Genomic DNA, 23,312 nt, shown 5'->3' on the forward strand with positions numbered 1-23,312 from the left:
TGGAGCGTTTGGCTTCTTGCCTTCGGTGAACTTAGATGCGTACTTGGCAGGGTGTTAAAGAGCGCCCCAGCCCCCGCCCCAGTGGGGCGAGGGAGCAAGTCGCTGCGCTCGGCACTGTGTCTTCGCAGCGTGACTCGTGGGCGCTTCCTCCCGCATTCTCCACGGCTAGGCCTTCGGTGGCGTTTTGGCCGCCGCGCTTAAGACTGTGTCAGCCCATGAAACCGGAAGGCGAAGGTTGACTTGGAGATTTTGAGCGTTTAGAGACAAAATGGCGCAACAACAAACCGGCCCCAGAAACTCACTGTCTCTGGGGCCGGTTTGTTGTTTGTTTCAAAAACGCTTAGGCCAGCGCTTCCGCTTCTACTCTCAGCGCGTCCACTTTGCTGAGCTGCTCCCAGGGAAACTCGGGGCGGCCAAAGTGACCGTAAGCGGCGGTCTGGGCGTAGATGGGCCGCAGCAAGTCCAGCTCAGCGATGATGGCCTGCGGGCGGGCGTCGAAATGGCGGCGCACCAAGTCGGCCAGCGCTTCGTCGCTCAGCTTGCCAGTGCCGTAGGAATCCACCCGCAGCGACACCGGAGAAGCGCGGCCAATGGCGTAGGCGACTTCCACCAGCGCTTTTTTGGCGAGGCCCGCCGCCACCAGATTCTTGGCAATATAACGGGCGTAGTACGCCGCTGAGCGATCCACCTTGGTGGGGTCTTTGCCGGAGAAGGCTCCGCCGCCGTGCGGAACTGCGCCGCCGTAAGTGTCCACGATGATCTTGCGCCCGGTCAGGCCGGTGTCGCCGTGCGGCCCACCGATCACGAATTTGCCGGAGGGATTGATAAAGAACTTGGTTTCGGGGCGCAGGTACTCGGCGGGAATCACGGCCCGGATGACTTGGGCTTCCATATCGGCGCGAATCTGCTCCTGCGAGACTTCCTCGTCGTGCTGGGTAGAAATGACCACCGTATCGACCCAAGTATCGCCGTCCTCGCGCACCACTGTGACCTGGGCTTTGGCGTCGGGGCGAAGGTACGGCACAATCTCGGCTTTGCGGAGCTCGGCGAGGCGGCGGGTCAGCTTGTGGGCGAGGCTGATCGGCAGCGGCATCAGTTCGGGCGTTTCGTCGGTGGCGTAGCCGAACATCAGCCCCTGATCGCCCGCTCCGATCATGCTGTGGGCATTGGCCGGATCGGCCCGCTCGGCCTCACTCATGCCGCGCCACTCCTCACTGAAGTTCACGCCGCCCGCGATGTCGGGGCTCTGCTCGTGGAGCGCCACCAGCACGGCGCTGTACTCGGCGTCAAAGCCGTAGTGGGCGCGGGTATAGCCGACGAGCTTGACCGCCTCGCGCACCACCCGCTGCACGTCCACGTGGGCGCTGTGGGCGGTGACTTCGCCCGCCACCACAGCCATGCCGGTGGTCAGCAGGGTTTCGACCGCGACGCGGCTGCTGGGTTCTTGGCGCAAAAACTCGTCGAGAATGCTGTCGGAGATGAAGTCGGCCAGTTTGTCGGGATGGCCTTCGGAAACCGATTCTGAGGTATAAAACTTCCGCATGTCTGCCTCGGCGCTGCTCTTCCTTCGGGCGGGGTGTGTCTCACAGAACAGACCTGGAGAGGAGTGTTCACATGCCCGCCAAGCGCCAAGTCAGCTTAACAAGCTTGCGGCGCGGCGAACAGGGGGGCGCGATCTGTCATCTTGGGCAGGTGTTTATTTTTACGGTGCAGCCGCTGAGCGAAGTGCTGCCACTCCTGCGGCAAACGCTGGAGACAGCGGGAGAAGTGACGTTCAGCGCCCCCGACCCCGACTTGGGTACGGGCCTGTACGCGGGCGAGGTGAGCGCGGCGGGCCGTCACCGTTCTTACGCGGCGTGGCTGGACATCGCCGAGGTGCTGGGCGCACGGCTGCTGACGCCCGCCAAGCTGGAAGCCGGACGGGTACAACTGACCCTGAGCCGCTTGCCGCCGCCGCTGCGCGAGGGCCACTACGGCGCGGGCAGCGAGTTTCAGCGCGTCAATAAGCTCGAAGATGCGTGGTTTTTGCAAGGCTTCACGGAAGCGCTGGAGCGGGCCAAACTGAGTGACGGCGCACGCCTCCTCAGCGTGGGCGTCGGCGCAGGCCGAGAACTGGAAGCGCTGGCGCTGGCTTATCCCGACCTCAGCTTTGAAGTCGTCGGCATAGACACGGACGAGAGTGCTTTGGAATTGGCCCGTCAGAGATACCCCAACTGGACATTTGAGTTGGGCGACGTAAACGCGCTGAACTTGGACTTGGGCCGCTTCGATTTGGTCGTGGCCCTCAGCGTGCTGCAAAGTCGCGGGGTAAATCTGGACGTGGCCCTGCGCGGCCTCACCAAGCACCACCTGAGCGGGCGGGGCAGTCTGATTCTCGGCTTTCCCAATGCCCGCTACGCTGGCGGCGAGCTGCGCTACGGCGCACGGATGCTCAACTTCCGCGACCCGGATCTGTCGCTGCTGATGGCCGACGTGGCGCTGGTGCGCCGTCACCTGCACAAGCACGGCTTCAAGGTTTATGTGACCGGCAAATATGAAGTGCTGGTGACGGGCGTGCCGAGCGGTCAGGTTAAACTGAGTCCCTAAGATGACTCCCACTCCCTTTGCCCAGCGCCTCACCGAACGCAGCCTCACTCTCGGCACCCGCCTGTGCCTCGGCCTCGATCCCCGACTGGACGCTTACGAGAGCCGCGACGCCCTGCGGCAGCACACTTTGGCGGTGCTGGACGGCTGCGCTCCTTACGCCGCCTGCGTCAAACCGCAATTCGCCTTTTACGAAGCGCTGGGCCTGTGGGGCATGCAACTCCTCGAAGACCTCTGCGCGGCGGCCCGCTCACTCGACCTGCCAATTATTCTGGACGGCAAGCGCGGCGATATCGGCTCCACGGCGGCGGCCTACGCGCAGGCGTGGCTGATGGGCGATCACGCGGGCGACGCGCTGACCGTCAATCCGTTTCTGGGCGCGGAGACGCTGACACCGTTCGTGGAAGCGGCACAGGCCAACGGCGGCGCGGTGTTCGTGTTGGTCAAGACCAGCAATCCGGGTCAAGCTGATTTTCAGGGCGAAGGAGTATCGGAGCGGGTGGCGCAGGTGGTGGCACGGCTGGGACAAGACGAAGTGGAGCGGAGCGGCAGCGAACTCAGCAGTGTCGGCGCGGTGGTGGGCGCGACGCATCCGCAGGAACTGGCGCAGTGGCGGGCGGCCATGCCCCACGCGCTCCTGCTGCTGCCGGGGCTGGGAGCGCAGGGGGCCAAAGCGGCCGACCTCGCCGCCGCCTTCTTACCGGACGGCACGGGCGCGGTGGTGAGTGCCAGCCGGGGCATTCAGTACGCCCATGCGCTGGACGTGGACGCGGCAGGTGCAGCCGCCAAGAGCTTCCGGGACGAGCTGAACGCGGCGCTCAAGCTCTAAGGACATCACGCCTCACCTCCGCGCTCTACCCTGAGCACGTGACCCCTGCGGCCAAACAACGTCTGCTCCAGCTTTGGACGGCGCTGCTGTGTTTGGCCGCTTCCTTTGCCTACCTGCTGCGCGAGCCAGACCACTTGAGCGGCTCGCTGAGTTTGCCAGCGGTGGCAGGCATGGCGACGGACATGGGGAACATGGACATGAGCGGCGAACTGGCCGACATGGAGATGGATCGGGCCGACCATTCAGCCCACGCCCCATCCAGCGCCCCAAATAAGTCAGCGCACAGCCACGCTCGGCACTGCCCGTTTTGCTTTAGTGCCGCCTTCGCACTGGAGACTCAGGGCGTCGAGCTGTGGGTGGATACGGCCAAGCACGCCGACTTTTCGAGTTTCCCTTATCACACGCCGCATCTGCTGACCTTGCGGCACGCCGAGGCCCGCGCTCCACCTCCGTTCCAGAGCTGACCCCGACCATTTTTCTTTCGCTCTGGAGGTTTTTAGATGTCTCTTCAATCTGTTTTTTTTGCTCTGATCCTGCTGGCAGTTGTTCCGGCAGCGCAGGCCCAGCAACACCACAGCATGCCCGGTATGACCATGCCAGTGCCCGCTCAACCCGCGACCAGTACCGCCAAGAAGTTGCCCGCCGCGCCCGTCAAAATTAGCGGAGCGTTTGTTCAGGCGCTCCCGCCCAGCGCGGCAGACGGCAGCGTGTACTTGAGCATCACCAACACCGGCAAGGCGGCCCTCAAGCTGACCGGCGGCACGTCCAATGTGAGTAAGGCAGTCACGCCGATGCAGCAAACCAAAATGGAAGGCATGGCCGGAATGACCGGCATGAAGGATTTGCCCACCATGATCATCAAGGCAGGCCAGACCCTGACGCTGAGTCCGGGCGGCAACCATTTGATGCTCTACAGGATGAAGCGCGTGCCGCAGGTCGGCGAAAAGGTCACGTTGACGCTGAACTTTACAGGCTACGCGCCGCTGACCCTCAAAGTGCCCGTCAAGCGGTTGTAGGCACTACGCCCGCACCAGATACGCCGATTCGATCACGTCCAGCGCCCTCACCGCGTCGAGTTGCTCGGGGCTGAGGGCGTCGTCCAGCGTCAGGGTAAACAGCGCCTGCCCACCCTTCTGAGCGCGGCCCAGCGCCATGCCCGCGATGTTGACGCCCCAGGTGCCCAGCAAGTTGCTGAGCTTGGCGACTGCGCCGGGCTTGTCTTCGTTGGAAGCGATCAGGATGTAGCCTTCAGGTTCCAGCTCGACCCTGAAGTCGCGCAGGCGGGTCAGGCGCGGCGACTTGCCAAAGACCGTGCCGCCCACCGTGCGGGAGCGCTCTTTTGCGCCGTGCTGGGTGACTTTGACGATCACTTCGGTTTGGTAGTCGGGGCTGTCGGTCTGCTCGCGCACCGCCACCGAGAGCCCGCGTTCTTTGGCCAGAGCGCGGGCGTTGATCATGTTGGGGCGCTCATCGGTGCTGCCCGACAAGTAGCCCACCAGCACGCTGGTCAGCACCGGCGCAGGGTCGGCGGGAAAGTCGCCCCGGAACGTCACCTCCACGTCGCTGGCTCCCGGCAAAAGTTGCGCCAGAATGCGGCCCAGCTTTTCGCCGAGCGTCATATAGCCGCCCAGCGCTTCCATCGTCTTGGGATCGAGCGAGGGCGCGTTGACCGCTCCCCTGCTCACGTCGCCTTTCAGCGCGGCCAGCACCCGGCCCACGATTTCCGCGCCGACCCGCTCCTGCGCTTCGACGGTGTTGGCCCCCAAGTGAGCGGTGATGCCGAGGTTGGGCGCGTGCAAAAAGATGTGTTCGGGGGTGGGCGGCTCGTCCACGAACACGTCGATGCCCGCCGCGAAGAGGTGACCGCTGCTCAGGGCGTCCACCAGCGCCTGCTCGTCGATGATGCCGCCCCGCGCCGCATTCACGGCGATGGAGCCGGGCCTCAGCTTGGCGAGCTCGGCCTGACCCAACATGCCGCGCGTTTCGTCGGTCAGCGGGGTGTGAACCGTCACCGCGTCTACCTGCGCCAGCAACTCGTCGAGCGTGGCCATCCGCCCAACGCCCAGGCGCTCGAATTTGCTGTCGGGCACGTAAGGGTCGTAAGCCACCACATTCATCTTGAGGCCCTGCGCTCTATCGGCCACCATGCTGCCGATGCGCCCCAGCCCGATGATGCCCAGCGTGCGGTCTTTGAGTTCGAGGCCGAGGAACTTGCGATCCCAGTCGCCCGCGCGGGTTTTGGCGTCGCTGCGGGTCAGCCCTCTGGCGGCGGCCATCAAGTGCATCACGGCCAGCTCCGCTGCCGAAACATTGTTGCTCTCGGGAGCGTTGAGCACCAGCAAACCACGCAGCGAGGCGTAATCGAGGTCGATGTTGTCCACGCCCACCCCGCCGCGCCCGATGACTTTCAGGCGCGGGCCAGCGGCGTCGATCAGCTCTTTGTCGACTTTGGTGCGGCTGCGGGTAATCAGCGCGTCGAAGTCGGGCAAGCGGCGCAGGGTTTCCTCACGCGGCAAGTTGCCCTCGTATTCCAGCTCAAAGCCGGGAAAGTCGAGGTTACCGGGGTTCATCTCGTCGCAGATCAGCACCCGCAGGGGCGCGGTCAGGTTGGCTTGAAGCTGTTCGGAATGGGTCGCGGAGGCGGTCATAACTTCAGGGTACTGCGCGGCGGCAAGCGGGGCAGGCAGGTTGTCTGTTTGGGCTCGGGGTTCCTCAGACTGAGGGCAGCTCAGGCTCAGGCCAGTTTCAGCGCCCGCACTTTGAGGTGCTCGGCCCCCGGATAATCCTGACCCGCCCCGAAGCGGGCCGTAACACTCAGTCGCCTGCTGGCCAGCGCCGCTCCCGCGCTGAGCATTTTGTCAAAGGTGGCGGGAGCGAGTCCAGCGTGGTTGCACAGCGCCAGCACCTGCCCGCCCGGCGCGGTGACGCTGGCCGCCAGCGTCAGTAAGCGGGCATAATCGCGCTCGCTGCGCCAGACACCTGCCTTGCTGCGGGCAAAACTCGGCGGGTCGAGAATGACCAGATCAAACTGTTCGCCGCGTTTGCCGAGCCGCCCCAGCCAGTCAAACACGTCGCCGTAAACGAAATCGGTGTCGGGGGCGGCGAGGCCGCTCAGGGCGTAATTCTCCTGGCCCCAGCTCAGCACCTTGCGCGACAGGTCGAGGTTTTTGACGCGCTCGGCCCCCGCAAGCGCCGCACTCACCCCAAAGCCGCAGGTGTACGCGAAGGTGTTGAGCACCCGACTTCCCTGTGCTCGCTGGCGCACCCAGGCGCGGGCGGGGCGGGCGTCACTGAACAGGCCGATGCTGAGGTCGTGGCCGGGGCGAATCAGGTACGGCACGCCATTTTCCAGCGCCGTCAGTTCCGGCAGGTCTTGGCCCCAAATCGGCTGCGGCGGTGAGAGCCATTCCCGCTCCACATTGGCGGCGTGGCTGGCCTCACGCGGGCGGCGCTTGAGATAGAGGCTGCTGAGTCCAGTTTCAGCGCAGGCCGCTGCCAACTCCACTTCCTGCTCGGCGCTGAAGTCAGCGTACAAGCTCAGCACGCCCACACTTCCGGCCCGCTCCAAAGCGAACAAACCGCCGGTTTCGGTGGTGTGGACGGCACGGTAAAAGGTGGTGCCCTGCGCGGGTAAATCCTTACGCTGGACGCTGCACTGCTTGATGAGGCGTGCCAGTTGAGGCGGGAGAGTGGTCGATGAAGCGGCACGGACAGGCATTGCTCAGCAGTTTAGAGGAGCGGGAGACACAAGATACAAACCGCCGCTTCCCCTTCTTTCCCGCCCTCAAAAGGCTAGACTCTGAGGCAGTTCAATGCTTCACTCCGCCACTTCCCAACACCCCCATCCAACTTTGAGAGGAAACCCCTTGTGAAAAGCCTAATGACCACCGAGCAGCTCTTGCAAGGCCTCAAGCATTACCGCCGCATTGCCCGCCAAGATTTGCTGCGGGCCGCCGAAACGCCGTACCCCGACGCCTTCCGCACCCACGCCGAAGCGCGGCGCACCCTTTACGGCGAACTTGAAGTCTACGCCGCCGAACACGCCCCCGAAGACGTGATCGAGCACGCGCTGAGCCTCTACCGGGTTTTGCCGTTTGCGACCGGCACGCCAGAAAACGAATACGCCGAGATTAAGGGCCGCGAAAACGGTCTGGAGAACTTTTTCTTGATGATCGCCCTCGACCCGCGCACCCGCCGCGAGTCGCGCAGTCAGCGCCCCAAGCTCGGCGCGATGCTGGCCGACACCGCTCAAGCTCCGTCCGACCCGTCCCGATCTGACGTGACCGCCTAGGCATGAGTCTGCCTTCAGTCGATTCTGCCCAACTCGCCGCGCTTGCCGAGCAAAACAAAAGCTGTCAGGCCTGTGAGCTGCGCCTAGGCTGCACCCAAGTCGTCGTCAGCGACGGCAACCCCGAGGCCCAGTTGGTCATCATTGGCGAGGGGCCGGGCGGCGACGAAGACCGAACCGGGCGGCCTTTCGTGGGGCGCGGCGGGCAACTGCTCGACAAGATTCTGAGCGCCGTGCAGCTCAGCCGGGACGAAGTGTACGTCACCAACATCGTCAAATGCCGCCCGCCGAGCAACCGCACGCCGCTGCCGCTGGAAAGCGAGACCTGCACTTCGCTGTGGCTGGAGCCGCAACTGGCCCTGTTGCGCCCCCGCGTGATCGTCTCGCTGGGCAACACCCCCACCCAGTACCTGCTGCAAACCCGTCAGGGCATCACCAAGCTGCGCGGCGTTTGGCATGACTACAAGCAACGTGGGGGCCTGTATTCGGCTTACCTGATGCCGATGTTTCACCCCGCTTATCTGCTGCGCAACGACACCCGCGCTGTCGGCGGCCCCAAGAGTTTGACCTGGCAAGACATCAAAGAAGTGCGGGCTGTGCTGGACGGTAAAACGCCGCAGGGATTGGGCGACTTGCGAGCAGAGTCAGGCCAAGAAACGCTGTTCTAACTGCCCAGCGCGGGAGAGACACCGAAAAATGAACCGAGTCTAAGAACGACTTTGAGCCTTTGTTTACTTTTCTGTGACATATTGTCATTTGACAGAGTGTCAGTGTAAGGTAAGAGAGCAGGGACATTCGCCCTTTCGCGCCTTCTCCTCCAACTCCGTTCATCAAGCGCTTTTCCCCAACGAGGTTTTCTATGAGTGCAGCCCACACCAACCCCGACGTATTAGGTGATTCTTCGTCTTGGATGTCGTTTATCTGGATCGGTTTTGTCACCAGCATGACGCTGATGCTGATCGGCATTTACTTTTTGCCGGTGGATTGGTGGATTCGCGGCTACCTCTACATGGGCACCCTCTTTCTGACGGCCAGCACCCTGACACTCTCCAAGAGTTTGCGTGACCGCCACGAATATGAGCGCCTCGTCAACCGCGTCAAGAATGCCCGCACCGAGCAAGTGCTGAGTCAGTTTGACCGGACTTGACTCTTAGCTTTCGCCAATGGATACGGCAGCGCCCCTAGCGGTGGCTGCCGTTTTGTTTGTTTGGTGGGGCTTGCTTGTTACCAGTTTATTTGTTAAACTGATGTATATAACAAGCCTAGATTTTAGGCTCCGGAGGTCACACCCATGTCTGATTCCACTCCAATTCCCTTTGAACTCGGTCTCTATAGCTTCGGCGAGCGCACGCCCGACACCCAGACGGGCCTGACCGTCAGTCCGCAGCAGCGCCTCCGCGATTTGCTGGAAGAAATAGAGCTGGCCGATCAAGTGGGCTTGGACGTCTACGGCATCGGCGAGCATCACCGCACTGATTATCTGGTGTCCACTCCGGCGGTGGTGCTGGCGGCAGCAGCGGCCCGAACCAAGACGATCCGGCTGACCAGCGCCGTGACCGTGCTGGGCACCGAAGACCCGGTGCGGGTGTTTCAGGCCTTTGCCACGCTGGATCTCATCTCGGGTGGCCGCGCCGAAATCATGGCCGGGCGCGGCAGCTTTTCCGAGTCCTTCCCCATTTTCATTGGCGGAATGCCGCGCGATTACGATGAGCTGTTTGCCGAGAAACTGGACTTGCTGCTCCAATTGCGTGACTCCGAGCGCATTTCCTGGTCGGGGAAATACCGCCCGGCGCTGGTGAATGTGGGCATTTATCCGCGCCCAGCGCAAGATGAATTGCCGATCTGGTTGGCGGTGGGCGGCACCCCCGCTTCAGCGGTGCGGGCCGGGCAACTCGGCCTTCCGCTGGCCTTGGCGATCATCGGCGGAATGCCCGAGCAGTTTAAGGGCTTCACCGACCTCTACCGCGATTCGGCGGCGCAGGCCGGGCGCGACCCCGCCGCACTCAAGCTGGGCATCAACTCGCACGGCTACATCGCCGCGACCTCGCAGGCCGCCCGTGACGAGTCGTTTCCGGCGCACGCCGCCGCCATGTACGCCATCGGCAAGGAGCGCGGCTGGAGCAAGATGACCCGCCAGCAATACGACGCTTCCAGCACCTTGCGCGGCGCGTACTTCGTGGGCGACCCCGAACAGGTGGCCGAGAAGATTTTGTATCAGCACGAGATCTTTGACCACAACCGCTTTTTGCTTCAGATGAGTGTCGGCACGCTTCCCCACGCCCAGATCATGAAAGCGGTTGAGTTGTACGGCACGCAAGTTGCGCCGCTGGTCAGAAGTGAAGTCGCCAAGCGGCAAAAGCGGGAAGTGGTTTCGGTCTAAGTTCTAAGTACGGCCAGATTACCGTTTTGGGATTCCGCCAAAAACGCTCCATCCCTCCACTCCCATCTGGCCGTACTTTTCCACCTTCTCGCGTCTTGGGCAGAACGGTACCTATTGGGCCTGCCCGCTTTGCTCGGTTTATCTAAAGATAAACGTTGTTCTACTTAGCCCACGATCCGCCGGTACGTTTCGGGATCGGTCGCGCCTTCGGTAGAAATGATGAGCAGACTGCTGTCTTGGGTCAGGCTGAGAGCCGCCGCCGCAGCGGGATGACGCCCGCTCAGCAGTTCCAGAAAGCCGGCCAAGCCCGCCGCGCCACTTTCGCCCGACACGACGCCGCTGGCGGCAAGCAGGCGCATGGCGTCTTCGGCCCTTGCGTCCGGCACCGCCACCGACGCGCTGAGGCCACCTTGCAGCAGCGGCCACGCCAGCGGCGAAGTGTTGCCGCAGTTCAGCCCCGCCATGATGGAGCGGTGAGGGCCAGCCACTTCGGTCAGTTGGCCCGCCTCCAATGAGCGCAGCACGCAATCGGCCTGCGTCGGCTCCACGCCCAGAACGTGGGTGCTCTCGGCGGCGCGGTAATGCTGAATGACCGCCGCTGCCAGCGAACCGACGCCCATTTGCGCGGCCACAGCGCTCGGCTGACCGGCTCCCAGTGCGGCGAGCTGCTGATCTATTTCGCCAAAAATCGTGCCGTAGCCCGCGATGACCCAGGCCGGTACGCGCTGATAGCCTTCCCAGGCCGTATCGCTGATGACCAGGTGGGTGTCGTCGGCCAGCTTGGCGGCGGCGCTGACCGCTTGATCGTAAGAACCGTCGACGACCTCTACATCCGCACCTTCGCTGCGAATGGCATTTTGGCGGGCCGCTGCCATGTCGCTCGGCACCAAAATCTGCGCCCCCAGCTCCAGCCAGTGGGCCATGCGGGCCACTGCCCTGCCGTGATTGCCGTCGGTGGCGGCCACCAAAGTCACGGGCGGCAGTTGCCCGCGCAACTCACTCAGCGTTTCCCACGGCTGGAACGGGCCAAAGCGGGTTTCGAGTTCTTTGTAAGTGGCCCAAGCCGCACCCAAAATCTTGTAAGCAGGCAGTCCCAGGCGGCTGGATTCATCCTTGACCCAGACCTGCCGCACGCCCAGCACAGCGGCCACGTACGGCGCACTCACCAGCGGCGTCGGCGCGTACAATGGCAATTTGCGGTGAAAGTCGCTCAGGCCGGTCTGAGTCGGGGTTTCAAAAGTTTGTGGCCGAGGATTGACAAAAATGCGGGCGGCGGCATCAGGTTGCATCATTGGATTCCTCTGGGGTGATTGGGCCGTTGTGCTTGGGCAGTCAAAATGGGCAGCGAAAACACGGGGAGAAGGGAGTGAAGCGCACGCCCCCTATCCACAAAACGCCCGAACCACCCTGCTCAAGATGGCCCTGCACTGCTCTACCGACTCAAGGTCTACCCATTCATCTGCCGAGTGCGCTCCGCCGCCGTGTGGCCCGAAAATAACGGTGGGAATGCCCGCACCGGCGATCAACGCCGAGTCCATCCAAAAACTCAGGCCGATTTGCTCCGGTAGGTGCCCCAAGACCTGTGCGGCCTGCACTTCAAGTATTTGCACGATGGGCGCGTCACCCGGCACGCTAAAGGCTGAACGGGAAAGCAGGAGTTGATGCTCGGCCTTGAAGTCTGGGGAGTTTGAGAGTTCAGCTAAAATGCCCTCCCACTCGGCGCTCACGGCTTCCGCCGCCTCACCGGGCAGCGTGCGGCGCTCCAAGTTCAAGGTGCATTCTGCTGGATAACTGGAGAGTTCTTGACCGCCCGCAATGGTCGAGGCGTGGACAGAGGCGTGCCCCAAGAGTGGATGAGCGGGGCGGCATTCCAGCTCAGTTTGCAAGGCTTCCAGTTTGCTCAGCACCCTGCCCATCTGGGCGACGGCGTCGCTGCCCAGATCGGGCCTTGAACCGTGCGCGGCCACGCCAAAGGTTTTGATTTGATGCCAAGTGAAGCCCTTATGGGCCACGCACAGCTTCAAGCTGGTGGGTTCGGTGACAATGGCGGCGTCGGCACTCACCCGCCGCAGCACCGAGCTGGTGCCGATGCTGGCGTATTCCTCGTCGGCCACCGCCGTCAAAATCACGTCACCGCGCAAGTTGGCCGACTGGGCGTCCAGCAGCGCCAACATGCAGGCGGCAAGCCCACTTTTCATGTCGTAGCTGCCGCGCCCGTACATCCGCCCGTCTTGAATACGGGGTGTCAGCGCGTCCGGCATATTGGCCGTGCCGACGGTGTCCAAGTGGGCATTGAGCAGCAGCGTGTAGCCCCCGCCTTGCCCGCGCACCCGCGCCACCACACTTGGGCGGCCTGCTGCGGCTTGATCGAGCTCCACCTCTATCCCGCGCCGGGTCAGCCAATCTTCCACAAATTGGGCAATCGGCGCTTCACCCACGCCGCCAGCGATTAAGGATGGATTGGTGGAATCTATTTGGATCAGGGCGGCGAGCAGCTCGGTCAGCGTCGACTCAGTCAGATTCTCAAGCACAACTACCATCTTACAGATCAGTACCCGCCGGACGCAGGTTTCTCCGCCCAAGCTGGGGCAAACCGCACAATTGTCTCCGGTGACCCGAGCGCTGGCCCTGCGTTTGGCTGCCGCTCACCGCGCTGAATACCCGTTTGCTGAAGACCCCAAGAGAAACGCCGCCAGCAGGACAAGACTGAGCCTGCTCTCCCCACAGCCCACGTCCACCTTGCTACCATTCACTCATGGCAAATCCTGAATTCCTCGGCCTCGTTCACTCGCTTCAGGCCACTGCTGAGGCGGCGCTGGGCGACATCAACGCGGCCACGGCCAGCGCCAACCGCGACGGCCTGCTGGCGGCCGACCGTGCCCGCCAGACCGCTGACCGATCCTTGAAGCTCCTGAGCATGTTGGCCGAAAAAACGCGCGGCAACCTCGACTTCACCGAAGCCGAGGTGCTGAGCAACGCCGTGACCTCGCTGCGCGAACGGCTGCACAACTAGCGTGCGGGCAGTGGTTCAGCGGGTCACTGGGGCGAGCTGCGAAGTAGACGGCACGGTGACTGGCCAAATCGGAGCGGGCCTGCTGGTGCTGCTGGGCGTCGCTCCTCAAGACACCCCCGAGACGGCCCGTCAACTGGCCGCCAAATTGGTCAAGCTGCGGATTTTTAATGACGACAACGGCAAAATGAACCGCTCCTTGGCCGACGTAGGCGGCGGCGTGCTGAGCATTTCGCAGTTCACTTTGTTCGCTGATACTTCACGCGGCAACCGCCCCAGTTTTCTGGGAGCCGCGCCGCCGGAACAAGGCAAAGCCCTGTACGCCGAGTTCAATGTTGCCCTGCGCTCGCTGGGCATACAGGTGGATGAAGGTGTGTTTGGAGCGCACATGAACATTTCGCTGATCAACGACGGCCCAGTCACTTTGACGCTGGAAAGCTGAAGCGCAGCGCTTGATATCAGCCCAACGGCCTTAAGCTGGCTCTCACCTGATGAGGGGTGAAGCTCATCTCAGGCCGTTATGCTCGGCTGATGAAGGCCACCCTGTTCACCGTTTCTCTCGCACTGCTCCTGCTCGGCGCGGCGGGCGCATACACCGTCAAAAAGGGCGATACGCTCTACAGTTTGGCCCGCGACAACAACCTGAAAGTAGAAGACCTGCGCCGCCTCAACAACCTCACCTCCGACAATTTGGCGCTTGGCCAGCAGCTGCGCCTGAGCACTGCCGAGCGCTTGCCAGCCGCCCCGCCCGCAGCATCGCCCAAACCCGCTGCCACTCCACCTTCCGGCTTTACGCTCACGCCGCCGCCAGCTGACCCGGTCAAACCCACCGAGAAGCCGGTAGGCAAGCCAGCCGCCCCACCCACTGCGCCGCCCACACTCATCGTTTCCAAAGCGCTGCCTCCCACGCCGAGCAGCCCTCCCATCACCATCCGCAGCGGCAGCACCTTCAAAGTCGGCGACGTTGAGATCAAGCTGCCTAGCCAGCTGAGTATGGGCGACGCTTTTATCATCAAGTTGACCGGCGGGGACGCTGAAAAAGTCAAGGTCAGCTTTCCCAGCGAACTCAGTGAGGACGTGCGCCAGCCCAACGAAGTGCTGACCCCTTCCGGCGCGGCAGGGGTCTACGTGGTACCGGGGCGGGTGGTGCTGGGCAAAACCACCCCCGTGATCGTGGAAATTAAACTGGAGAGCGAAGTGGTGCGCGGCATCATTCCACTGACCAGCAAAGCACGCGGCCCGGTGGTCAAGTTGCAGCTCTCGCCGCAGGTCGCCAAAAAACTGACCGATCCGGGCAAAGCCGCTGAGGACGCCATGGTCAACAAGGCTTACCTGAATCGCGGCTTACCACTGTGGGTCAAACCCTTTGCCGCGCCGCTGCCCAATCCGGTGATTCCGGGGTCATTCGGCCAGAGCCGCACCTATACGCCCGGCAGCCCGGTCACGTATCACTACGGCGCGGATTTTCCCGCCAAGCTCGGCAGCTCCATCAAGGCCATCAATGACGGCACGGTGGTCATCGCCGGAACGTATCCGGTGCGCGGCGGCTTGGTGATGATTGATCACGGCGGCGGAATCAGCAGTTTGTATTTCCACCAATCCAAAATCTTGGTGAAAGTCGGTCAAAGCGTCAAACGCGGCGACGTCATCGGTAAAGTCGGCACCAGCGGCATCTCCGAGGGGCCGCATCTGCACCTCGAAGTCCGGGTGCGCGGCGAGGCCACCAATCCCGCCGACTGGATTGACCGGCTGTGGCCTTGAACGCCTGAGCGCGTCTGCTTACTCGCCCGTCACGCTGACCCTGCGGCAATTGAGTTGTCCGCTGAGCATCAGCGCGTCCGACTCGGCGCGGCTGGGCCAAGGCCCCAGAAGCTGAGCGCCGTGCGGCACGAACAGCGTGGAACTGCTGAGCTGGTAAGTGCCGCCGCGCTGAGCGGCCCGCACCACGCAGGCGGCGTCCAATCCGCCGAGCGAGAGGGTGGAGGTGTTTTCTGAGCCGCCCGCGTCGCGCCACGCCAGAGCGCGGTCTTGAAGCGCTGGATTAAAGGCCGAGAGGGTGCGCTGCGCCTGCGCTTGCCCGAACATCGCCGCCGTAACGGCCACCAGCACCGGCAGGAGGGCCGCCAGCAGCCACAGCGTCAGCGGGCGCTGAGGATCGGGACGCAGCAGCAAAGCCAGCAGGGCAAAGCCCATCAAAATACTGGTGAGGAGATAAAACCAAGTCACGCCTGTAAGTCTAGCGCTCTGGCAGGGGACGGCGCAGTTCCGAGCAGAGCAGACGCAAAAACATCGGTACATGCTTCGGGTGCGGCTCAGACCAAATCAGGAGCGCAGCATAGCGCCACCAAAACGGGTTGACTTCACAACAAAAAAGCCCCCACCACTCCGGCAGGGGCTTTCTCACTTGCTTGTTTTACACCAGTTCAATCAAAGCCAGCGGAGCCGAGTCGCCTCGGCGCACGCCCACTTTCAGGATGCGGGTGTAACCACCAGGACGCTCAGCGTACTTGGGGGCCACTTCGTCCATCAGTTTACGCAGCACGGCGTTGTCCTGAATGTCCTCGGCGCACAGGCGGCGGGCATGCAGGCCGCCCGCTTTGGCAGTGGTGATGATCTTTTCCACATAAGGCCGCAGCTCTTTGGCTTTGGCGACGGTGGTCTGAATGCGGCCTTCGCGCAGCAAGGCGGTGGCCTGAGCGCGGGCCAACGCGGTGCGAGCGCTCGAGTTGCGGTTGAGCTTGCGCCCTCTACGTCCGTGACGCATGTTGATTCTCCTTTAGCAAAATCCGGCCTGCCCTGAAATGCAGAGCGGGCCGGAAGGGAAACGTTAGTCTTTGAGCGCCAGCCCGAATTGGGCCAGTTGCTGCTTGATTTCGTCGAGGCTGCGCTCACCGATGCCCGGAACCTTTTTGAGGTCGCGGTCAGAGAGGGCGCACAGGGCGTCCACCGAGTCGATGCCTTCCTCCTTGAGCGAGTGCAGCACGCGGGTGGTCAGGCCGAGGCCCTCCAAGGTGACGCGGGGGCTGCTGACTTCACCGCCCAGTGCGTAGTCGCCAAGGCTGATCGAAGCCGCTTGGGTGGGAGCCGGATCGTAGACTGGATAGCTGGCGGCAGGCGCGGAAGGCACCAGTACCGGAGTCGGAGCGACTTCGGCCTGCAGGGTTTCCACGTTACCGAACACCGTCAACTCGTCGCGGAGAATGTCCACGGCTTTGTCGAGGGCGTCTTGGGGGCTGGTCGAGCCGTCCGTCCAGACCCGCAAGATGAGGCGGTCCAAATCGGTCTGCTGCCCCACGCGGGTATTTTCCACGTGGTAAGCCACACGGCGAACCGGAGTAAACACCGCGTCCACCGGAATGGAGTTGATGCGGTCTTTGGTCGAGTGCTTGTCGGCGGGCACGTAGCCTTCGCCTTCTTCGACGCGCACTTCCATCACCAATTTGCCGTCTTCGGCGAGGGTAGCAATCACCAGATCAGGGTTGACGATTTCAGCGTCGGAGGGCACCTCGAAAGCGCTGGCTTTGACGACGCCTTGACCACCGGCGCGGAGCGTCAGGGTCTTGGGGCCGGGGGCGTGGAAACGCACCACCAGTTCTTTGAGGTTGAGAATGATGCGAATAACGTCTTCTTTGACGCCGGGGATGGTGCTAAATTCGTGCAGCACGTCCTCGATATAGACGCTGGTCACGGCGCTTCCCGGAATGCTGCTGAGCAGGATGCGGCGCAGGGGGTTGCCCACCGTGACGCCGTAGCCCCGCCGCAGCGGTTCCAAGGTAAATTCGCCGTAGTCGCCTTCGACACGGGCTTTGAGCTGGGGACGCTTTTGATCCACGCAGAACCTCCGTTCCGTTCTTAACGCGAGTAGTATTCGATGATGAAGTTCTCGTTGATCGGCAACGCCAGATCTTCGCGGGCAGGCAGACGTGAGAAGGTGCCGGTAAAGGTCTCCGGGTTCATCTCGATCCAGGGGCTGACCCGGCGGCGCTTCATGGCGTCCATATTTTCCTGAACAAAACCCATTTGGCGGCTCTTGTCAAAGACGCTGACTTGGTCGCCGATTTTGACGCGGTAAGAGGCGATATCGACTTTCTTGCCGTTGACCAAAATATGGCCGTGTCCCACAAATTGACGGGCCTGGCGGCGGGTGCTGGCAAAGCCCATCCGGAACACCACGTTGTCGAGGCGGCGCTCGAGGAGTTGCAAGAACACCGTGCCGGTCACGCCGGGAACGTTGGACGCTTCTTCAAAGAGGTTGCGAAACTGCTTTTCGCCCATGCCGTAGAGGCGCGAGAGCTTTTGCTTTTCGCGCAGACGCACGCTGTAATCAGATGGGCGGCCCTTGCGGCGCTGCCCGTGCTGACCCGGCGCGTAGGGGCGCTTGTCGAGATACTTTTGGACTTTCTCAGTCTCCGCAAGGTTAATCCCTTCGCGGCGGCTTTGTTTGGTGATGGAACCACGGAAACGACCCATTTTTCTCCTCAGGGTGTGGTCTGACTGCTCTTTTGTGCTCAGCAGTGACCAAGATGCAGCGCTCTGGAAACCGTCTCCGCGTGGCGCGGATGTTGTCTCTGTCAAAATTATTGAGGCAAAGGTGCTGCCAAAAATGCGACATCAAAGAAAGACGTCACAGAACTTGACGGGCCAGAACGCGGCGGTAGGTTTTAGGCGCGGTGCTTCTTCTTGGGGCGGCAGCCGTTGTGCGGCACAGGAGTGTCGTCCATGATGGACTTGACTTCGATGCCCGAGGCCTGAATAGCGCGGATGGCTTGCTCGCGGCCCGAACCCGAACCACGAACGACCACGTCGACGATATTCATGCCGAAGCCTTGGGCTTTTTTCACGGCGTCGGCGGCGGCGAGTTGGGCCGCGTAGGGCGTGCCCTTCTTGCTGCCTTTATAGCCGATGGTGCCGCCCGACGACCAAGCCACAGAGTTGCCCTCGACGTCGGTGATGGTGACGATGGTGTTGTTGTAGCTGGCGTGGATATAGGCGCGGCCCGCGCTGATATTGCGGCGCTTGGCGCGGGGCGCTCTTTTGGTGGTCTTGGCCATGATTTACTTCCTCGCGGCCTTTTTCTTGCCAGCCACAGTCTTGCGCGGCCCCTTACGGGTGCGGGCGTTGGTCTTGGTACGCTGACCACGCACCGGCAAACCACGGCGGTGACGCAGACCACGGTAAGCACCGATGTCCATCAGACGCTTGATGTTCTGCCCCACTTCACTGCGCAGATCGCCTTCAACTTTGTAGACTTTCTCGATGGCGTCGCGGAGCTGGGTGGTTTCGGCTTCGGTCAAGTTTTTGACGCGGGTATCGGGGCTGATGCCCGTGGTCGCCAGAACCTGATCGGCACGGGTTGGCCCGATGCCGTAGATATAGCGCAGGCCAATTTGGATGCGCTTCTCGCGGGGCAAGTCAACGCCGGCGATACGGGCCATTAACCTTGCCTCTGCTTATGCTTCACGTTTTCGCAAATCACGATCACGCGACCATGACGACGAATGACTTTGCATTTGTCGCACATTTTCTTCACACTGCTGCGAACCTTCATCTATCCTTCCTCCTCGCGCCGCCTTGCTCCAGTAGAGCGTGGCCGACGCTCGACCCCCCGGCACCCTTAGGTTGTGGGGAATCTGGTTGGTGACCTTGCTGCCGCAAAGCAGCTTGAGCGGGCCACCGCGCTTTTGACCGCTTCCCGCGCTTAGCGGCGGTAGACGATGCGCCCGCGTGAAGTGTCGTAAGGCGAGATCTCCAGAACCACGCGGTCTCCGGGCAAAATACGAATGTAGTGAATTCGCATCTTGCCGCTGATATACGCCAAGAGATCGTGCCCAGTGTCCAACTTCACGCGGAAGGTGGTGTTGGGCAGCGCTTCTTCCACTACGCCTTCGGCGCGAACGGTATCGGCGTCTTCCTTCTTGCGTTTGGATTCACGTCCGTCTGGTGCTCTTCTTCTCGCCACGAAACCTCCCGGCTTGGAACAAGCCAAACGTAAAGCTAGCACGCGGCTCACGGACTGACAAGAGGCGCAGCATTACACTCTCCCCTGCTCGACCTTATGACGGGGCCAACTCAGCAAACCAATAATCAGCGTGAAGGCCGTGAGGCTCAGCACCGGAATGGTAATGATGTTGGACACGCCGCTGAGTCCTGCGCCGAAAATCGGCCACTTGGCGTCGCAGCCGGTGCCGATAGGGCCGACGGTACAGGCTTTGAGCGTTTGCACCACGCCCCAGACCTCCAAGTTTTGGTAAAGGGCAATCAGCCAGCCGGCGGCGGCCAAACTGAGTGCGTAAACTCGCACACCGAAATCGCCGCGCAGGGCTGCTATGCCCAAGATGATCGCCAGCGGGTACATGAAAATCCGCTGGAACCAACACAGGATGCACGGCACGAACGAGCGAATCTCGGAGAAGTACAAGCTGCCCAGTGTAGCGATCAGGGCCACAACCCACGCCAAATACAGACGGTTATCGCGGGTCATTGGTGCTTATTTGGCAGCGGCGTCAATCGCCTTGCCAATCGTCTCTGGGCTGAAATCGGTGGTCAAAACGCCATTGACGAACACGCTGGGTGTGGCGTTGACGCCGGCATCGGTGGCCTGCTTCTTGTCGGCTTCCACGCGGGCCTTGGTAGCATCGGTATCCAAGCAGGTCTTGAACTTGGCCATATCGAGGCCGTCCACGCTGCCCGCCAATTCCTCGAGTTTCTCTTTGGTGGCCCAGACCTGGCTTTCATCACCCTGAGCGCGGAAGATGATGGTGGACATGCCTTCATAGCCCTCGTTGCCGGTCTGGTCGTAGGCGCATTCCGCCGCTTCAGCCGCCAGCACCGAGTCATTGGGGTCTAACCGGTCGCCCAGAAACGGAAAGTTGATTTTGTAGAGTTTAGCTTTGCCGGTATCGATGTACTTGGACTTGATCTCTGGGAAGATGTTTTCTTCGAAGTTTTTGCAGTTGGGGCACTTGAAATCTTCGAACGTCACCAAGGTCACCGGCGCGTCTTCTTTGCCGATAAACGGCTGACCCTTCAAATCAAAGGTCTTGGTTCCGGCGCTGGTCGGCGTGCTGGTTTGTCCGCGCTGCACCGCCCAAACGGTGATGCCGATCAGGAGCAGCGCCACCAAAGTGCCGACGACTAAAAAAATACGGTTGTTGGAGTTGCCGCCGTTGAGTCTGGTCATAGTGGCTCAGTCTAAAGGTTGAGGCGGCGGCAGATCACCCGGCCCAGATGAGAACACCCGGGCCAACACGCTAGGGAATCAGCAACTGCGCGTTTTGGTCACGCACCGTCACCGTGCGGTAAAGGCCCTGCACGGAGACGATGGCCCAGGGACTGGTAATAGACTGGGTGGTGATGGTGCCGGAACCGGGAGAGCGCAGATTCACGGTGATCTCAAGGGCTGAGCCGTTGGCCCGCACCGACTGCACCGTCAGGCCGTAGCCCCCAGTTGGTCGGCTGCCGAGGAAAATCCCCACTGCGGTTTGGCTGACGATAATCGGCGTCGGCGGAACGGGAACTTGGCGGGCGTAGGCCGTGTTCCACAGTGCATCTAGGGCGCTCTGGCTGTTGGCCAGTACCACACTGGCGCTGCTGGCCTGAGCGTTGTTGCCGCTGGCGACTTCGCGGAAGCCCACCGTGCTGCTCGTGGCTGGGGTGCTGCTCACAGTGCCTCCGGTGGTCGTGGTGGTGGTCGTCGTGGCGGTGGCCACCGAGAGCGGCTGCAAGTAAAGGCCGGTGCGCTTGGTTTCGGTGGTCGCAGGCTCGACCTTCAGCGCCGCGTCAGGCAAAGCGCCGGCAGGCAACACCGTGACAACCAAGACGCCTTGCTTGGCCAACACGCCGCTCAGGACAGCGGCCTCGCTGCCAGTCAGTTGGCCCGAGCCCGCTAAGCCGCTCACGGTTTGGGCGCTGGCCTGCACGCTGCTGCCCGCCGCCAGTGCGCCGCTGAGCTGATACCACGTGCCGCCGCTGACGAGGTAGGTGGCATCGATGTCTTGGGTAGCGCTGATGGTGTAGGCATTGGCCGTACCCTGCTGAACCACGCTTTCAGGCGGCAACAAGGTGCGGGTGCGGCCTTTATAGACGTTCGCGCCGCCCACATTCAGGCTGCCAGGCGTCGCCAAATCTCCAGCGGTCTGCGGGCGCAAGGCCAGCGCTTTGCCGTCAATGCTGAGGCTGCCCTGACCGCCCGACAAGCTGCCGTAGACCCAAGCGAGGCGGTCTTGCGAGGAGCCGTACAGCAGCACTTCATGGACGCGGATGTTGCTCGGCCCCGACATAGTGCAGCCCGCCAGCAGCCCAGCGCCGAGCAGCGCGGCGGCCAATTTGAGTCCAGTTGAATTCTTCATCCTCTCAGCTTAGGGGGCGGCAGCTGACTCACGCCTAAAGGGAGATCAATCTGGCCTTCATGATTGAGGAGTAAAAAAGCCGCGTTGTGCAGGCCACCTACCAAATACTTCCTAGCTCAGCGCTTTGGCTCCCCGCTTTTTTGGCTCGGGCACACGCTCCGAACCTGCAAGCAACTCGCGGGCGTGCGACAACGCTGCTTCGGACGACGCGCCGCTGAGCATTCGGGCAATTTCTTCCAAACGCTCCTCGCCCGAAAGCAGGCGCACCCGGCTGATGGTGCGGCCCGCTTCAATGTCTTTTTCGACTTTGAAATGCCAATCGGCGCGGGCGGCAATTTGAGCGAGGTGCGTGACCACCAAGACTTGCCGTGCCGACGCCAAGTGCGAGAGCTGATCGGCCACCGCCCGCGCCGCCGAGCCGCCGATGCCCGCGTCTACCTCATCAAAAACCACGCTGGGCGTGCTGGCTCCCAGCACCGTGCTGATGGCCAGCATCACGCGGGAGAGTTCGCCGCCCGAAGCGGTGTCGGCCAGCTCGCCCAAGCTCTCGCCGGGGTTGGCACTGAAGCGGATGCTCACATCGTCTGAGCCGTGCGGCCCCGGCACGGCCAGCGGGCGCAGCTCGAATTCAAGGCGGGCGTGCGGCATTCCGAGTTGGCGAATGACGTTGAGCAGCTGCTCAGAGAGCGGCGCGGCGGCTTTTTGGCGAACAGTGCGCAGGCGCAGTCCGGCTTGTTCGGCGATCTGGCGCAGGGCTCTCACTTCCGCTTCGAGCGTTCCGGCGCTTTGCTCGTCGCTTTCCAGCGCGGCGAGTTCGCGCTCGGCTTCGGCTTGAAAGTTCAGCACGTCCTGGCTGCTGGGGCCGTATTTGGCCTGCAACTTGCCGATCAGGCTCAGGCGGCTTTCGAGTTGGGCCAGCGCTTCGGTATCGGGAGCGCGGTCTTCGGCCACACTCCTGAGTTCGCTGACCACCGCTTGCACACTTTCTAAGGCGCTGGCAAGTTCGGCTTGAAGCTGGGCGCTGGCTTCATCGTAACGGGCCGGAGCATTCAGTGACCGGAGCGCCTGCGACACGAGGCCCGCCGCGCTGATCTCGCCGTCGCTGAGCAATTCTAGGGCTTCGGACGCGCCTGCAGCGATGGATTCAAAATTCGACAGCCGCACCAGTTCAGCCCGCAGCGGTTCTTCTTCAGCTTCCTTCAGGCCCGCCTCGCTGAGTTCCTGAGTTTGGAAGCGCAGCAAATCGAGCTGTCTGGCCCGCTCCCGCTCGGAGGCCTGCAGGCGCTCGAAGTGTCCGGCGGCGTTTTGCCACGCCCGGTAAGCGGCGTGGTAGTGACCGAGTTCATCTAACAGCAAGGTGTCGAGCAGGGCGCGTTGGTTGCCCGCGCTCAGCAGGCTCTGGGCGCTGTGCTGCCAGTGAATGGTCAGGCGGGTCTGCGAGACCTCGGCCAGTTCGCGCAGGGCCACCACTTCACCGTCCACGCGGGCGCTGCTGCGGCCCTGGTGGGTGAGTTTGCGCGACACCACGTCCTCGCCCCAAAAGCCAGTGACCAGCAGATCATCCGCGCCGCTGCGGATCAAATCGGTATTGCTGCGCGAGCCGAGCAGCAGGCCCAGCGCGTCCACGATGATGCTTTTGCCCGCGCCAGTTTCGCCGGTAAACACCGAAAACCCGCCGCGCAGTTCCAGAGCCAGCGTAGCGATGGTGGCGAGGTTGCGAATCTCCAAGCGGGTTAAATGCGCGGGGGCGGGCGAGCGGGAAGGCACGCCCAGCAGTTTAGCGCGGGACATAGCGCAGAGGGTGATGAAAGGCACTGGACGAAGCAGGAGTGGTGGCACTTGAGAAGCAGAGCACTGTGATCTCCACAGGCAGA

General features: G+C 62.5%; 28 protein-coding genes. 11 read left to right on the forward strand and 17 right to left on the reverse strand.

Features of this window, described 5'->3' with window-relative positions; all coding sequences use genetic code 11:
* Positions 1 to 340: 340 nt before the first annotated feature.
* Positions 341 to 1,543: a methionine adenosyltransferase gene (metK, locus tag EHF33_RS07470; protein ID WP_124869514.1), complete on the reverse strand. Its 1,203-nt coding sequence runs from the start codon at positions 1,541 to 1,543 to the stop codon at positions 341 to 343.
* Positions 1,544 to 1,614: 71 nt separating this feature from the next.
* Between metK and EHF33_RS07475 the strand changes: the two genes are divergently transcribed.
* From EHF33_RS07475 to EHF33_RS07490, 4 genes are read left to right on the forward strand one after another with little or no spacing between them, the layout of a single operon-like run.
* Positions 1,615 to 2,586: a class I SAM-dependent methyltransferase gene (locus tag EHF33_RS07475; protein ID WP_124869517.1), complete on the forward strand. Its 972-nt coding sequence runs from the start codon at positions 1,615 to 1,617 to the stop codon at positions 2,584 to 2,586.
* A gap of 1 nt (position 2,587) precedes the next feature.
* Positions 2,588 to 3,412, forward strand: a complete 825-nt coding sequence (pyrF, locus tag EHF33_RS07480; protein ID WP_124869520.1) for an orotidine-5'-phosphate decarboxylase — start codon at positions 2,588 to 2,590, stop codon at positions 3,410 to 3,412.
* Positions 3,413 to 3,450: 38 nt separating this feature from the next.
* A complete protein-coding gene (locus EHF33_RS07485) occupies positions 3,451 to 3,876 on the forward strand; it encodes a DUF2946 family protein (protein ID WP_124869523.1) in 426 nt (141 codons plus the stop codon).
* 36 nt (positions 3,877 to 3,912) lie between these two features.
* Positions 3,913 to 4,428, forward strand: coding sequence for a copper chaperone PCu(A)C (locus EHF33_RS07490; RefSeq protein ID WP_124869525.1), 516 nt, complete (start codon positions 3,913 to 3,915; stop codon positions 4,426 to 4,428).
* 3 nt (positions 4,429 to 4,431) lie between these two features.
* Here the strand turns inward: EHF33_RS07490 and serA are convergent, their stop codons facing one another.
* Both serA and EHF33_RS07500 read right to left on the reverse strand, forming a co-directional pair.
* Positions 4,432 to 6,060, reverse strand: coding sequence for a phosphoglycerate dehydrogenase (gene serA, locus EHF33_RS07495; protein ID WP_124869528.1), 1,629 nt, complete (start codon positions 6,058 to 6,060; stop codon positions 4,432 to 4,434).
* 86 nt (positions 6,061 to 6,146) lie between these two features.
* Positions 6,147 to 7,130, reverse strand: a complete 984-nt coding sequence (locus EHF33_RS07500) for a class I SAM-dependent rRNA methyltransferase (RefSeq protein WP_124869532.1) — start codon at positions 7,128 to 7,130, stop codon at positions 6,147 to 6,149.
* Positions 7,131 to 7,280: 150 nt separating this feature from the next.
* Here EHF33_RS07500 and EHF33_RS07505 point away from each other — a divergent pair, with 150 nt between their 5' ends.
* From EHF33_RS07505 to EHF33_RS07520, 4 genes are all read left to right on the forward strand, one after another.
* Entirely contained in the window at positions 7,281 to 7,703 is a 423-nt protein-coding gene (locus EHF33_RS07505) for a hypothetical protein (RefSeq protein ID WP_124869536.1), read from the forward strand.
* A 2-nt stretch (positions 7,704 to 7,705) separates the two neighbouring features.
* Positions 7,706 to 8,368 (forward strand): uracil-DNA glycosylase, encoded by a 663-nt coding sequence (locus EHF33_RS07510; RefSeq protein ID WP_124869539.1) that lies wholly within the window; start codon positions 7,706 to 7,708, stop codon positions 8,366 to 8,368.
* A gap of 191 nt (positions 8,369 to 8,559) precedes the next feature.
* Complete coding sequence (locus tag EHF33_RS07515) at positions 8,560 to 8,847, forward strand: YiaA/YiaB family inner membrane protein (protein WP_124869542.1); 288 nt, start codon at positions 8,560 to 8,562, stop codon at positions 8,845 to 8,847.
* A 144-nt stretch (positions 8,848 to 8,991) separates the two neighbouring features.
* Complete coding sequence (locus tag EHF33_RS07520; protein ID WP_124869545.1) at positions 8,992 to 10,080, forward strand: LLM class flavin-dependent oxidoreductase; 1,089 nt, start codon at positions 8,992 to 8,994, stop codon at positions 10,078 to 10,080.
* A 164-nt stretch (positions 10,081 to 10,244) separates the two neighbouring features.
* Here EHF33_RS07520 and EHF33_RS07525 read toward each other — a convergent pair whose 3' ends face one another.
* Positions 10,245 to 11,372 carry a diaminopropionate ammonia-lyase gene (locus EHF33_RS07525; protein ID WP_124869548.1) on the reverse strand — a complete coding sequence of 376 codons (1,128 nt, stop codon included), beginning with the start codon at positions 11,370 to 11,372 and terminating at the stop codon, positions 10,245 to 10,247.
* Positions 11,373 to 11,462: 90 nt separating this feature from the next.
* Entirely contained in the window at positions 11,463 to 12,611 is a 1,149-nt protein-coding gene (locus EHF33_RS07530; protein ID WP_241191087.1) for an ArgE/DapE family deacylase, read from the reverse strand.
* 224 nt (positions 12,612 to 12,835) lie between these two features.
* Between EHF33_RS07530 and EHF33_RS07535 the strand changes: the two genes are divergently transcribed.
* The 3 genes from EHF33_RS07535 (at position 12,836) to EHF33_RS07545 (ending at position 14,851) form a co-directional block, all read left to right on the forward strand.
* Positions 12,836 to 13,093: a DUF1844 domain-containing protein gene (locus EHF33_RS07535; RefSeq protein WP_124869555.1), complete on the forward strand. Its 258-nt coding sequence runs from the start codon at positions 12,836 to 12,838 to the stop codon at positions 13,091 to 13,093.
* Position 13,094: 1 nt separating this feature from the next.
* The gene (dtd, locus tag EHF33_RS07540; RefSeq protein ID WP_124869558.1) at positions 13,095 to 13,532 is read left to right on the forward strand and encodes a D-aminoacyl-tRNA deacylase; all 438 of its coding nucleotides are present in this window, start codon (positions 13,095 to 13,097) and stop codon (positions 13,530 to 13,532) included.
* Between the two features lie 89 nt (positions 13,533 to 13,621).
* The gene (locus EHF33_RS07545; protein ID WP_124869561.1) at positions 13,622 to 14,851 is read left to right on the forward strand and encodes a peptidoglycan DD-metalloendopeptidase family protein; all 1,230 of its coding nucleotides are present in this window, start codon (positions 13,622 to 13,624) and stop codon (positions 14,849 to 14,851) included.
* Between the two features lie 18 nt (positions 14,852 to 14,869).
* Here EHF33_RS07545 and EHF33_RS07550 read toward each other — a convergent pair whose 3' ends face one another.
* From EHF33_RS07550 to EHF33_RS07605, 12 genes are all read right to left on the reverse strand, one after another.
* Positions 14,870 to 15,316 carry a hypothetical protein gene (locus EHF33_RS07550; protein WP_124869564.1) on the reverse strand — a complete coding sequence of 149 codons (447 nt, stop codon included), beginning with the start codon at positions 15,314 to 15,316 and terminating at the stop codon, positions 14,870 to 14,872.
* 187 nt (positions 15,317 to 15,503) lie between these two features.
* On the reverse strand, positions 15,504 to 15,854 hold the full coding sequence (gene rplQ / locus EHF33_RS07555; RefSeq protein ID WP_124869567.1) for a 50S ribosomal protein L17: 351 nt from the start codon (positions 15,852 to 15,854) through the stop codon (positions 15,504 to 15,506).
* Between the two features lie 63 nt (positions 15,855 to 15,917).
* Positions 15,918 to 16,922, reverse strand: coding sequence for a DNA-directed RNA polymerase subunit alpha (locus EHF33_RS07560; RefSeq protein WP_124869569.1), 1,005 nt, complete (start codon positions 16,920 to 16,922; stop codon positions 15,918 to 15,920).
* Positions 16,923 to 16,942: 20 nt separating this feature from the next.
* A complete protein-coding gene (gene rpsD / locus EHF33_RS07565; protein ID WP_124869572.1) occupies positions 16,943 to 17,560 on the reverse strand; it encodes a 30S ribosomal protein S4 in 618 nt (205 codons plus the stop codon).
* A gap of 191 nt (positions 17,561 to 17,751) precedes the next feature.
* Positions 17,752 to 18,141, reverse strand: a complete 390-nt coding sequence (rpsK, locus tag EHF33_RS07570) for a 30S ribosomal protein S11 (RefSeq protein WP_124869575.1) — start codon at positions 18,139 to 18,141, stop codon at positions 17,752 to 17,754.
* A 3-nt stretch (positions 18,142 to 18,144) separates the two neighbouring features.
* Positions 18,145 to 18,525 (reverse strand): 30S ribosomal protein S13, encoded by a 381-nt coding sequence (gene rpsM / locus EHF33_RS07575; RefSeq protein WP_124869578.1) that lies wholly within the window; start codon positions 18,523 to 18,525, stop codon positions 18,145 to 18,147.
* Positions 18,525 to 18,638 (reverse strand): 50S ribosomal protein L36, encoded by a 114-nt coding sequence (gene rpmJ, locus EHF33_RS07580; RefSeq protein ID WP_124869580.1) that lies wholly within the window; start codon positions 18,636 to 18,638, stop codon positions 18,525 to 18,527. The genes rpsM and rpmJ overlap by 1 nt, the downstream gene beginning before the upstream one ends.
* A gap of 150 nt (positions 18,639 to 18,788) precedes the next feature.
* On the reverse strand, positions 18,789 to 19,049 hold the full coding sequence (gene infA, locus EHF33_RS07585; RefSeq protein ID WP_124869582.1) for a translation initiation factor IF-1: 261 nt from the start codon (positions 19,047 to 19,049) through the stop codon (positions 18,789 to 18,791).
* 72 nt (positions 19,050 to 19,121) lie between these two features.
* Positions 19,122 to 19,571 carry a disulfide bond formation protein B gene (locus EHF33_RS07590; protein WP_124869585.1) on the reverse strand — a complete coding sequence of 150 codons (450 nt, stop codon included), beginning with the start codon at positions 19,569 to 19,571 and terminating at the stop codon, positions 19,122 to 19,124.
* 6 nt (positions 19,572 to 19,577) lie between these two features.
* Positions 19,578 to 20,270, reverse strand: a complete 693-nt coding sequence (locus EHF33_RS07595) for a DsbA family protein (protein WP_124869587.1) — start codon at positions 20,268 to 20,270, stop codon at positions 19,578 to 19,580.
* Between the two features lie 70 nt (positions 20,271 to 20,340).
* The gene (locus tag EHF33_RS07600; protein ID WP_124869590.1) at positions 20,341 to 21,438 is read right to left on the reverse strand and encodes a protease complex subunit PrcB family protein; all 1,098 of its coding nucleotides are present in this window, start codon (positions 21,436 to 21,438) and stop codon (positions 20,341 to 20,343) included.
* A gap of 111 nt (positions 21,439 to 21,549) precedes the next feature.
* Positions 21,550 to 23,229: a DNA repair protein RecN gene (locus tag EHF33_RS07605; RefSeq protein WP_124869593.1), complete on the reverse strand. Its 1,680-nt coding sequence runs from the start codon at positions 23,227 to 23,229 to the stop codon at positions 21,550 to 21,552.
* Between the last annotated feature and the right edge of the window lie 83 nt (positions 23,230 to 23,312).

It is taken from the genome of Deinococcus psychrotolerans (assembly GCF_003860465.1).
Lineage (GTDB): Bacteria > Deinococcota > Deinococci > Deinococcales > Deinococcaceae > Deinococcus > Deinococcus psychrotolerans.